This window comes from Methanococcus voltae, assembly GCF_017875395.1.
Lineage (GTDB): Archaea > AGJL01 > Methanococci > Methanococcales > Methanococcaceae > Methanococcus > Methanococcus voltae_C.
Genome location: NZ_JAGGMO010000002.1, coordinates 13589 through 26735, shown reverse-complemented (window position 1 = coordinate 26735; position 13147 = coordinate 13589). Strand labels below are relative to the sequence as shown.

The following is a 13147-nucleotide window of genomic DNA, read 5'->3' as shown; positions in this document are numbered from 1 at the left end:
AAAATCAAAATGTAATATTTTAATTTTTAATTACATTTTATTTCATTTAACCCTCATGTCTATAAAATAATAAATTAAAAAATAATCAAAATAAGAATAATATTTCATCAATAAAGGAACAAATTTTAGAAATAAATCAAAATATTACGAAAATATATGAAAATTTAGAAAATGGAATGAAAAATTTACTTATAAAATATATTGATTTTGCAAAAGAAATATTGAATATATGGGATATTTTATTAAATGCAATCAAAAACTCTTACAATGAACTTATAAATAAATTACAATATTCCTTGAATGAAATTATAATTAATATAAATTCAGTTATTCAACATTATAACAAGCTCGCAAGTAAGTTCGGTGGTTCAACTCTTTCAACCATGGGGCATATAAACCTTGCAACTGCAAATATTTCGTTTGAAAATCCCAAATTCCCAAATAGTAATCAAATAAATCATAATAATAATCAAAATATCGATAATTCAAATAACTCTAAACAAGTGACAATTACCAATACAATCAATAATCCAAGCGTAAAATCACTTTATGAATCAAGATTGCAATTAGACCTATTAAGTAAAAAATATAATGGTGAATTGTTATGATTATAAAAGTAAAATGTAACGATTCAAAAGATGAATTAATTTTAAAAGAATCTGGGGACATCATATTTTTAGGATTACCGGGAACCTCTGAAACTAAATCAATGGTTAATACCTTACAATCCCCATTCGTTGAAGGTGAAATTTACCTCGATAGCCATTTGAACTCTTTAATATTTACAATTAATGGACTTATAACAAGTAATGTCAAAGAAAACATTGATTTACTTAGAAAGGTATTCAATCCAAAGAAAAAAGGAACTTTAACGTATATTGAAGAAGAAAGCGAAAAATCAATCGAATTTATAGCAAATGCAGTTCCAATGTTTGAATACTCAACTTATGACTATCAAAAGTTTTCAGTTGAAATCTATTGTCCAAATCCAATATTAAAGTCAAAACTAATTAAAAAAGAAGTAACTTCTTCAACGGGTTTGTTTAAATTCCCATTTTCTACAACCAGTGACGGTGTACCAATGGGAACCCGTTTAAGTTCTACAATCGTTAAAAATAACGGTGATATAGACGTTGACTACATACTTGTAATTTCAGGACCGATGACTGCACCGATTGAGATTAAAAACAATACAACGAATGAAATTATAAATATAAAAAAATCGTTAACGATTCACGAAAAACTTATAATCGATACAAAAAATAAAAATATTGAACTGTTAACTGAAACGTCAAAGCTAAGAGCTTTTAACTATTTAAATCCAGATTCAAGACTCTTTAAACTTCGAGTGGGTGGAAATGAAATAGAATATAATACTGCAAACGAATCGGAGGTCGGTAATCTATCTATTTCGTATGAAGAGAATTATATTTGGTAATTTATTTTATTTTTAATTCTTCTTTTTATATATTATTTTTTAATTTTATAGTTTAATTCAGTATTAAACCTGCATTATGCAATGCTACTATTATATGATAAAATGCAAATAAAACTACAGCTACCCCTAAAACCTCATATATTGTTTTTCCCATAATTTCACCCTTTTTTTATCAATATATTATATATAGTTTTATATTAAAATTATTATATATAATTTATTTAATGGTGATAACATGAATTCAATTTATGGGCCGCCAGTGATATTTTTTGGAATTGATATGTTAGTTGGATATTTTGCATATGATTTATATAATTTTGTTGAGGACATAGGTTTTTTGGGAACATTACTTGTTTTATTTTTGGGTTTTCAAATATCTTCATTACCGCCCATGTTAAAAATTATTAACATTTTTACGAATCGTATTGTGGGAAGTTACGTTACCTTAAATGGGATAGGGTTTATTATAGGGCTACGATATGGATATAAATGGTCACCAAATTATGGGGCATAAATTACTATATTTATATTAAACTAAATTGTCATTTTTATAATATTCTTCAGCCAGTATACTAATATCTTTTTTAAATTTTTCAAAATATACTGCATTGACCCCATAAATTTCCACATTCTCATAAGTTAACTCATTTAAAGCCCTTAAGAGTAAATTATTTTCTTTAGTTTCTTGAAATTCCGAATATTCCAAAATATCTTTAACATCTTTATATCCATACCAATATAATATATAAAATAACACTGGCCTATAAGGATATAAAAAACTGTAATTTGGGATTATATTCATTCCATTTCTATCATTCATATTATATTCATTGTACATTTTTAAAATTAATTCAATCCATCCGGGATTATATTCTTCCATATTATAAAGTATATAATAAGCAAGATTAAGGTATAAAACATTATTATGGTAAGGTATATTATTAATATTGCATATAAAATCATATTCATCAAAACGTGTCGTCAAAACATAATCATAATTTACTAAGTGTAATTCTTCATATAATATATTTATTTTATCCATTTCCGATAATGTATTATTATTTATAACAATCTGTGTTAATAAATAATAATATTTTGCATATAGTTTGTGAAGCAACTGTTCTTTTTCTTTAGGTGTACCTTCGCAATTTAAAACTGTTTTAATTTCAGTATAATAAATATAATAACCTAAATTAGGGCGATATTGCGTCCCGTAAAAAAGGTATTTATTAACCTTTAATAGACTATCGCGTAAATCGATTATTTCGTTAATTACTTTTGGATTTTTAGATTTTGGTAAGTCTTTATCGTTTGAAATAAAGTATGAGATTACTGGGTCATCTATTTTTAAATCCAGTACATATTCTCGAAATATCTTTAAAATGTCAGAATAATCTTTATCGGGTGTTCCTTTTTGGATGATATGTTCTAACAAGTCTATTATCATATCGTATACTTGTTTAAATTCGTATTTGGAGGAAATATTGTATAATATCGAAGTATAATCATCCAAATATTTATTATATTTTGATTCATTAAATTTTTTTGTATCTGTACTATATATAATACAAGATTGCAATTTTTTCTTTAAATTCTGTTTTTGATACTCCTTAAGTATTTGGGATGTGGATATATGTATTGAAATAATATTCGTACTAACTTTACAATCGATTAATTTAAAATCTAGTTCTAATAAGTAATTTTCAATTTCTTTAAGTTTCACTTTAAAATTTTTGCTAATTGGTAATATATCTATTACTTCTTCAAACATTTCAGCATTTGATTCATAACTTTTTAAAGGAGTAGATATTATATTATCAAAATGTTCTTTCACTATTTTGTAATCTTTCGAAGTATTTATTATTTTAAAATTATTAGGTGGTAAATAATTAAGTAAATTGTTTAAAGCAATCCAAGAAATACCATTAATATCTAGTATGGGTTTTATAAGGTCAATAAAAAGTAATACGAACAGTATATCACAAATTATTGTTATGAGTAATATAATATAATAATGGTTAGTGCCTTGAAAGTATAATCCTAATGAAACAAAAAATAAAAAGAATATTGTAAAAACAATAGTTCCATTTTGAAAAGAATTAACTGCATAGCTTACTCCAATATTATTTGTATCTATCTTAGGTTTTAATGCAATGGCTATTACAAATACTGTTAAATAGATGGATAATATTGTAAATATATTATTAAATATTAGTGAAAAAATAGTTGCTTGTTTTAAATTATTATTTATCCAAACGTGATTAAAAGAAAATATAATATATGATATAACTATTACAATAAATACTATATTGTACCTTACCCTACGATTTAAATCATTAGGATACCTTAATTTATAATATAATGATTCTTTGATATTTACATATTTTTCTTTTAATTCGATAATAAAATTTTCAAACAAAATAAACACCTTAAACTTATAATATAACAATTTTATTTTTAAAAATATATAACCCTTTTTAAGTAAATTTTTAGGTAATAAATTAAATATTAAAAAATAGTTTAAAAAAATAATAAATAATTATATTATATTTTTTGAGACTTAATGTGGTTGTTAATATTATTGAAATCGCTTACAACTTTAAATAATATATTATCTCCAGAAATGGCTTCAAAGTGTTTTTTAGCACATTCAATCTTAATATTTTCTATTTCTCGTAAATGTGAATCATCAATAGTACCTTTTGATTCAAAGACACAATACGCGTTTTTAATCTCGGAATCTTCATTATCAAAAACCATTATCCAATCTGGACTAAATTTACTATCCACGGGGGTATCTATAGTATATTTTCCTTTTGGTAATTTTGCAAATACTTCCAATTTATTAAAGTTATCCAACTCATTTGCAAGATCTTTCTCAACGTTTGAATCATATTTTAAAATGTCATAAATATATTTTTTAAGGTTTTCAATGTAATTATCTTGAATACGAACATTATCTTCAAAAATCTCTAATGGGAACCTATCATTAGTCTTATGATATTTTATATTTTTAATAATTAACCTACCTTTTTCTTTATTAATTATATTAGATACATTTCTAATAAATTCTTCAGGATTTTGTTTAAATTTATTGAATTGTTCTTCTTTAATATTTGTTAATATTTTTATAATGGTAACTTTTTTTAATTTAGTTTTATTTACAATTTGATTAATTAAATCATATTTCGAGGTAGTTGAAGCTTGACTTTCTACAACTTCATTATCGTGTTTTACATTTTTAGAGTTGATTTCTTCATTAATTTTCTCAATTTTACTCCTTTCAATTTTTATAACTATATTATCCATAGTTAATTCTTCATCAATTTTCTCAATTGAGTTTTTTATAAGTTTATCACTATCGAAATCAACAGTGTAATAACTTTTAATATTTATATAATCCCATAGTTTTTTAAAATTAGGGTTATTTATGTTATTTATGTTTAATCTAGCTCTTTTTCTAGGTTTATTACCATTTTGGATAAATAATGCACTATCTCGTTTGTTAATTATATTTTGTAATAATAATGTTAAAGGTTCTTTGTATTCGTGAAGTGGTTCTATTAATTCTAATTTGTTATTTTTTATAAGTTCCTTACATTCTTCAGTTAATTCAGCATTATCATTTATATAATCATATAATCCAAGATTTTTATGAATTTTTTTAGCAAATTTTTCTTCGATAGATTTTCCATCTATTTTTAAATTATTTTTTAAGAATTCAAATGTTATTTGCAACGGTCTACTTCTTAAGTTTTCACAGAACTCTTTTTGTAATGCTCCCGCAAACGATTCATAAGATTCATTTGCAATAACTGTTAAAACATTTATATCTGAAGAATCAATATTTTCAGTTTCTGAATCTATACGTTCCCCGTTTTGATTTACACAGAGTCTTAACCCTCTACCGACTTCCTGCTTCTTTTTAGTTATTGTAGCATCTGAATCCCTCAATATACAAATTTGAAATACATTAGGATTATCCCAACCTTCCTTAAGTGTCGAGTGTGAAAATATAAATCTAACAGGATTTTTCAAATCTAATAATCTTTTTTTATCTTTCATTATCAAATCAAAAGCGTCAACATCTTTACAAGATTTTTCAGAACCTTTTCCATATAGTTCGGATTTTTTTGGATCTTTAAATTGTTTATTTTTTTTATCGATTGAAAAGTATCCCGAATGTGTTTCTTCTGGCGTTATATTTTTTAAATAATTTAGTAAATCAGGATTATTCTTAACTATTTCCTTTTTAAGATATTCCTCTAATAAATTTGTATATTCTTCAGTAAACATCTGTACATATTCACCATCTAAATTATTGCCTTGTTCATCATATTGTCTATATTTAGCTACTTTATCAATGAAAAATAATGAAATAGTTTTTATACCGTGTTTATAGTTTGTTATTTCTTTTTCAAGGTGCGAACGAATAGTTTCACGGATTTGGGCTCTTCGCTTATGTTGTATATTTGGCTCACCGTATAATTTATACAGTTCTATTTTTTTATTATTTGTAAATTCAACATAACCATTTTTTGCATCAATTTTATCAATTATATATCCTTTATATTGTTCTAATTGGGATTTATTATAAATATTTTCGCCAGTTTTCATTCTAATAACTTTTTTGTTAATCCCTTTAGATGTATTTACTTCTATTTCTATTCTTGCTTCTGGGTCTTTGTTACTTTTTATAATCTCGTCTAAACGTAAATATCCGTGAGTTCCAGTACTTCCTTCAATGGTAACTCCGGTAACCTCTATTTTTTTGACTAAGTTCATATCAAAGGCATCTACCGCATCTAACTTATAAACCATATCGTATGTTTCCCTATGTGTAGCCGAATAACGGAGTGTAAATAATGAGTTAAACTCTTTAAGATTTTCTTTAGTTGCATTGCCTTCAATACTTTGGGGTTCATCTAGTATAACAATCGGTCGAATTTTACCTATACTCTCAATTAATGCTTCACCTTGTTCTGTTCTGTGGTGAATTTTGTTATATCCCTTTGTATTAAAAGCTTGATTATTGATTATCATTACTGTTAAATCGTTATTTTTTGTAAAATTTCGTACTTTACTGGGATTTTTTGAGTTATATATGAAGTAATTAATTTTTTTACCATAAATTGATTTAAAGTGTTCTTCCATATCTTCAAAAGATTTTAAAACACCTTCTCTAATTGCTATACTCGGTACAACGATTATAAATTTTGACCAATCGTATCTCTTGTTTAATTCATAAATCGTATTTATATAAGTATAAGTTTTTCCAGTTCCTGTTTCCATTTCAATAGTTAAATTAATATCATCTTTATCAATAGTTTTAGATAATTCTAAATTGTTATCTTTTTGAATTTTTGTAATATTATTTAATAAATCATCATTTGATAAGGTGATATTACTATTTTTTTCAGACCATTTATCTTGAGGTATCTGCCCCATAAAAACGTCACAAACAGAATTAACGGCATCTTCTTGAAACTTTTGTTTTTTAAAATGCAAGTGCTTCATTAAATCACCCTTACATTTGTATCCAATTCGTTAGTCTTTTTATATATTTTTGTTTTTAGATATTCCATAACATTAATCATATCTGAATCATCAATAAATGAAGATTCCCTAAATACGAATTTTGGTTTGCCTTTTGTTTTGGGTAGTTCGTTGTATATGGCTTCAATTAGTTCTAAATCAACACTGTTATCAAAACAAGCTATTAAATAGCCGTTATCAATATTAAATACTTTTTTACCATTGATTATATTAATTTGTACTTTTGCAGATATTGGAATACCTCTATCCAACATTAATTGATATAATAAATCTTCTTCTGTTCTATCTTCTTTCAATAAATCGGAATAATCCATTAGTTTAGTTTGAGTTACTTCGTTTAATGGGTAATATAAATCTTTCATATTAGATGAATCCAATTTAAAAACTTTAAATCCAAAGTCTAATTCTGAAATATTAATTGTCTTTCCATCTTTCGTTTGAGAATTCTTTTCTTTTAATTCTTCTTTTATTTTGTTTCCCGCTCTTCTTATTCTCTCTTTACCGATTTCGCAAATATTTTTATAACCTGCTTTATAAGCTTCTTTTTTAGGATCTGTTTCTTCCGGTAGTTGAACCATTATAAATTTTCTATTTCCGTTATCTTCTGAATTTAATTGCATTACAGCGTGTGCTGTCGTTGCCGAACCTGAGAAAAAGTCTAAAATTATGTCGTTTTTATTGCATGAATGTATTATATATTTTTTAATAAATGAAGATGGTTTTGGAAAATCAAATATTTTTTTATTATCGAATAGATTTTTTAATTCAGATGTCCCTAGTGTATTAATAAACTCTAAACATAAAGAATCAGGGAATTTTTCTATAAATTCTTTCTTTCGTTCTTTTTGAAAGACCCTATTTTCCTTAAATAATATATTTCCATTATTAAATTCATTAACAAACTTCTCACTACCCCATCTCCAAATACCTGCTTTAGAACCTCTTGTTCTAGGTCTATATATCGCATAGCCTTTAGATACCAATTCTTGATCTGGTTTTTGATATATTTTTTCATCAGTTAGTGAATAATCAAATTTAATAATTAAGTCGTTATTTTCTTGATTATGATATATTGAATACCCCATATTTGGCCTTAAATCTAGACTATCGTCACCACCTTGCATTTCTAAAGCCCTTAATGAATAATATCCTTCGTTATCATACAGCGTATATTTTTTATTATTTTTTTCCAATACCGGATAAAATTCAAAGTCCCCTTTTGAATAGATTATTAATTTATCAACATTTTTAATTAATCGATCTGTTCCAGTATCGTTTTTAGAACCACTACTTTGTTTACGACTAATTTTTCCAACAAAATTCTCTTCTCCAAAAATTTCATCACAAATTTTCTTTAAATTATCAACTTCGTTATCATCAATAGAAATAAAAATAACACCGTCATCTCTTAATAATTTTCTTGCAAGGTCTAAACGTGGATACATCATATTTAACCATTTACTATGATAATAACCGTTTGTTTTTTGATTAGTTACTAATTTGTTTCCTTCTTCATCAATTATGCCTGCAGTAGATTCATATTCTTTATTACTCATTTTAAAATTATCTTTATAAATAAAATCTTTACCCGTATTGTATGGTGGGTCAATATAAATCATTTTAATTGAACTCGCATAAGAATTTAAAAGTACTTTTAAAACGTCTAAATTGTCGCCCTCAATATATAAATTTTCAGAATTTTCAAAATCAACAGAATCATCTATACAAGGTCTTAAAGTTTTAGTGATTTGTTCGTTCACCATATTTTTAGCTTTTTGCTTGCCGGCCCAAATTAATTCATATTGTTCTATATCATTAGATGCACAATCGCCCACTAATTCTTTTAATTTATCTACGTTAATTGTTTTAATTATTTCTCCATCTCTTTCTATTTCTGTTAAAATTTCTGGAAATAAATCACCTAATTTTTTCATATTTATTTTTTTAAAATCGTCAGTTATTAGCTCTAACTTTTTAGGTTTAAATGATTCAGTTATTTTAACCACCTTTTTAATCTTTAGCATCCCATATATTATATTTTATTGTATAAAATACATTAATTTAGCTTTGAATTATAATATTATTGTTGTATATTATATTATAAAATTGTTATCTAATTAAATTTTAAAAGTAGGATAAATATATTAATTAGGAAAGTACACGGGATTAAAAAAATATTATTTTTTAAAAAAAGTTTACACACAACGCAAAGGACTACATATAATCAACTATTTTAATCCCGTAGCCTAAAAAGTGCCTTAACTCTATGGATTATCGATATAATAATTCATTTTTTACAAAAAAGTTTTATAAATTCTTTAATAATGAAAAAAAGTTTCCTGTCAACTTTCCGGACTGCTAATCCCGTTGAGCTCTGCTCAACCCGCGTTCAAATCGCGGTCTCCGCGTATTCTTTTATTGAAGTTTTATTTAAGCTTAGTTTTAAAATCTGTTTTATTTAAGTTATCATTTATAAAAAAGTAGTTATTTTATAGTTTTATAGCTTTATTTAAGTACGTTATACGCTTATTTTTTTAAAATCTATCTACGGGCTTATTGAACTTATTTTTTAATTTAAAGAGTTTTTAAAGAAAATCTCAAAAAGACACTAAGTAAACTGCTCTCTGTTAGGGCTATAAAAGGCATAGCTTAGTAAGGACTTGCAAAGTTTACTCACACTACACGGGATTAAAAACATTTCACCCCATATCGTTAATATATCGAAGTCCCTCGATATATCTTAGTCCCGTAATTTAGTGTACGGGACTTAGGGGCATGGCTTGGCCCCCCACATGAGGATATTTTATCAAATAATACGTTGTACGTACAGGGGGTATATATAGTTTTAATTCTAATTATTATATTATCGTAGGATAAAACTAAAGATGAGGGGGAATATATGCCTAGAATAATATCGTATGACGAAAATAATAATCAATATATGGATTATGGGGATATAATAGGACTTCATATGAATAAAAGTAAAGATACATTGGAAATAGCAATTGGTATCAAAGTATTAAAACTTACCAGCTCGAGTTGCGAATCCCACATATTACTTGATATATTTAATAAATTAAGTACTACGCATGATGGTTATATTGACGTACATAGAAATATTAAAGTTGAACGTAAATAAAATAATAAAAAAAGTAAATAATAAATAATTAAATATGCTTTACAGCATCTAACTCGGAGAACTTACCTTTAATTAATCTAAAAATATTAATAGGTTCATCTCCAAAAGTTACTTCGATGCAGGTCTTATCTATTTCAAAGACCTCTCGAACTTTTACAATTTTTAAGTTAAATAATAAATCTCTTTTATCATAATAAACCGATACTACATCGCCTAAATCCCAATCTGAACCATATTCAAATGGTTGATTTAAAACTTTACCTTTTAAAACTATTTTTTCTCGATATTCTTGAAGCTTTTGAATTCCTCGATTAAGTAACTCTTCTTCTTTTAAGTCTTTAGCATCTAAAAAGACTTCTTTTAATTCTTCACCTATAGTTTCATAGGTCTTTATAATTCTATTAAGACCTTCACCGCTTCCACCGATATATATGAAGTTTTTAGATTCTGCAAGCTCTTCCTGATATTCTACATCAGTAATGTTTGCAAAACGATTTGAAAATTCAACAATTTGGTTAATATCTTGATTATAAGTTCTATCTTTACTTTCTACAATATCATAGTATAGTTTATTATCATTATAATAAACTCGTTGACCTAAACCCGATAATTGAGCAATTTTAACCAAAGTATCATAAAGATTTTCATATCTTGCTTGGTATTCAATTGTTTTACCTCTTGAATTATTAAAAGATACAGATAATTTTTCATAAACTCCAGAACCTCTTAAACAGTTCGTAACATAATGTTTTAAAACTGTTTCAGCACTTGAATTTATAGAATCGTGGGTCTGTCCCGATAATGGAACAATTATCCTATCTTTAAAGATTGCTAAACCTGTTTCTCCTTTAATGTCGCAGAAAGTTTCTTTATCATTTATTGAAGTAATTCTACCAATTTTATCATTCATTAAAATATATTTGCCCATTTTTAAAGACAAAGCTTTATTATTTAATGGTAAACGAAGTTCAAAAGTCCCTGCTTCATAGAAACTCCTATCCCAGATGATAGAAATCGGTTCAAGGATTTCCTCAACTTCAAAATCACCATTTAATACTTTAATTATTGGGATTCTATAATCTTTAGCGGGTATTGTACGGCGAACTACAAAAGGCTTAGAAAAGCCCAAGTTTCCATTAACGTCTTCAATTTGAATATAAGCTTCATAATCTTGATATTTATCCATTTCTAATTCAAATTGGTACGTTTCGTTACTTATGTATTCCAAATCTTTATAATATTTATTATTTACAAAAGCTTTGACTGATTTGATACCAAAATAACTTTTAACAGTACTTGGTAGTCTAATACTGTTTTCAGTTGTATATTTTTCTTTTAATGTACTAACGTTAAACAATTCCACTATATTTACAACTATTTCATTAGAATAACTTATATTATCTTGTAAATCTGTAGCTTTAAGTTTTAATGAATAAATACCTTTATTTTTTAATGTTAATACTGTAGAATATAATTCTGAACCGGAAAGTGAAGTTACTTCTTTATTATTAATAAGTAATTTTACATCTTTAACGCCTGAATATCTATCAATTACTCTTGCAGATATTGGAATATTGTAATCCATACCATTATAGGTTAAATCTAACTTTGAATCCACTATAAAATCTGTAATTATTGGCGGTTCTTTATCACTTACAACTAAAGTTATTGGAACACTCGTTCCAAGGTTATTTGAACTATCTTTGGCTTTAATTAAAACTGAATAAGTTCCAGGTTCTAAACCATTTAAATTGAAATTATAAATATTTCCCAATTTACTTGAATAATTATCATAATAAGTACCATCTAAATATATTTTTGCTTCTAAAACTTGTATGTTATCTGTGATTGTCGCACTTATTGAAATAGGATTTAATGGTTCAACATTTAATATAGTATCGGGATTTACTGTTATTATGGGTTCTTCAGTATCTTTAATGGTTATTTGTTTTAAACTTGATTCAGAGATATTTTCATAAAAATCTTCTGCAAATATCTTACAACTATAATTGTTTATATTCGCAGGTAATGATAAACTAACCTCATACTGAGTAGTTGATGGATTATAACCCATTATGTATTCAGTTATACCATTATTATCTAGATTAGTAACTTTAAGTTTAGCTTCTTTAATTCCTGAAGCATCGGTAATATTTGCACTAATTTTAAACTCTTGGTCTTGATTTATTGATATCAGAGTTGTATCGAAAGTAATTAGGGGTGGTTCTTTATCTGGGCATATGCTATTGTATAAATCAGTTATCTGACTTGAAGTTAAAGCACAATTCCATATGGCGGCTTCATCGATTATTGCATCATAATATTGTATGGAATAATGTGAACCCCATGAAATACCAAAACCCGCCATATTATCTCGTTGTTCTCTCAAATCATAATTTTCTTGATTATATTCTTTATGAATCCCTCTCGTTGTATTTTGTTCAACACCATTTACATAAATTTTTAGTATTTCATTATCCCTAACACAAACAATATGATTCCAACCCTCCGAGATTATATTGTTTGTAATATACCAAACATCCCCATAATCATTATAAATACATTTTGTTCTAATTTTAAATTGTACTTTATTATTATCACGAACCGAAACACAAACTCTATTTCGCCATGTATCTGTAGAAGACGTACTCCACCACGTTTTTTCACCATATATTTGTCTATATTTATTAGGGTCGTTATGATTATACCATAAAGAAATCGTAAAATATCGATTTATATCTTTTGGAGTAGTCTTTACATACCCCCCTGAAGAACTTGTTTTAACTGCACCATTTTTTATACCTCCTACAAACGTTGTATTTATATAAGTACCATTATCTAAACCAGTTTCATCTTTAGCAATGGTACCTGAAGTCTCATCAAATTTATAATAGGATAATAAATTAGTTGTAGGAAATGAATTATCAGATGTTTCATTATTTGAATTTCCAGTATCATATACCATTTTAACACCTTAATTAAAATTTAATTTAAATTATCATAAAAAATAAAAA

8 protein-coding genes are annotated in these 13147 nt (G+C 25.9%); 4 read left to right on the top strand and 4 right to left on the bottom strand.

Features of this window, described 5'->3' with window-relative positions; genetic code table 11:
- Positions 1-176: 176 nt before the first annotated feature.
- The 3 genes from J2127_RS02500 to J2127_RS02490 all read left to right on the top strand — a co-directional run bounded on the left by J2127_RS02500 (position 177) and on the right by J2127_RS02490 (position 1952).
- Entirely contained in the window at positions 177-608 is a 432-nt protein-coding gene (locus tag J2127_RS02500; protein ID WP_209731881.1) for a hypothetical protein, read from the top strand.
- Positions 605-1438 (top strand): phage tail domain-containing protein, encoded by an 834-nt coding sequence (locus tag J2127_RS02495; RefSeq protein ID WP_209731880.1) that lies wholly within the window; start codon positions 605-607, stop codon positions 1436-1438. The genes J2127_RS02500 and J2127_RS02495 overlap by 4 nt, the downstream gene beginning before the upstream one ends.
- A 235-nt stretch (positions 1439-1673) precedes the next feature.
- On the top strand, positions 1674-1952 hold the full coding sequence (locus J2127_RS02490; protein ID WP_209731879.1) for a hypothetical protein: 279 nt from the start codon (positions 1674-1676) through the stop codon (positions 1950-1952).
- A 15-nt stretch (positions 1953-1967) separates the two neighbouring features.
- On the opposite strand, the gene J2127_RS02485 is transcribed toward J2127_RS02490, so the two are convergent.
- The 3 genes from J2127_RS02485 to J2127_RS02475 all read right to left on the bottom strand — a co-directional run bounded on the left by J2127_RS02485 (position 1968) and on the right by J2127_RS02475 (position 9000).
- Entirely contained in the window at positions 1968-3857 is a 1890-nt protein-coding gene (locus tag J2127_RS02485) for a hypothetical protein (RefSeq protein WP_209731878.1), read from the bottom strand.
- Positions 3858-3982: 125 nt separating this feature from the next.
- Positions 3983-6955 (bottom strand): DEAD/DEAH box helicase family protein, encoded by a 2973-nt coding sequence (locus tag J2127_RS02480; protein ID WP_209731877.1) that lies wholly within the window; start codon positions 6953-6955, stop codon positions 3983-3985.
- Positions 6955-9000 (bottom strand): site-specific DNA-methyltransferase, encoded by a 2046-nt coding sequence (locus tag J2127_RS02475; RefSeq protein ID WP_209731876.1) that lies wholly within the window; start codon positions 8998-9000, stop codon positions 6955-6957. The genes J2127_RS02480 and J2127_RS02475 overlap by 1 nt, the downstream gene beginning before the upstream one ends.
- Positions 9001-9893: 893 nt before the next feature.
- Here J2127_RS02475 and J2127_RS02470 point away from each other — a divergent pair.
- Positions 9894-10133, top strand: a complete 240-nt coding sequence (locus J2127_RS02470) for a hypothetical protein (RefSeq protein WP_209731875.1) — start codon at positions 9894-9896, stop codon at positions 10131-10133.
- Positions 10134-10161: 28 nt separating this feature from the next.
- On the opposite strand, the gene J2127_RS02465 is transcribed toward J2127_RS02470, so the two are convergent.
- Positions 10162-13098, bottom strand: coding sequence for a Gp37-like protein (locus J2127_RS02465; RefSeq protein ID WP_209731874.1), 2937 nt, complete (start codon positions 13096-13098; stop codon positions 10162-10164).
- Between the last annotated feature and the right edge of the window lie 49 nt (positions 13099-13147).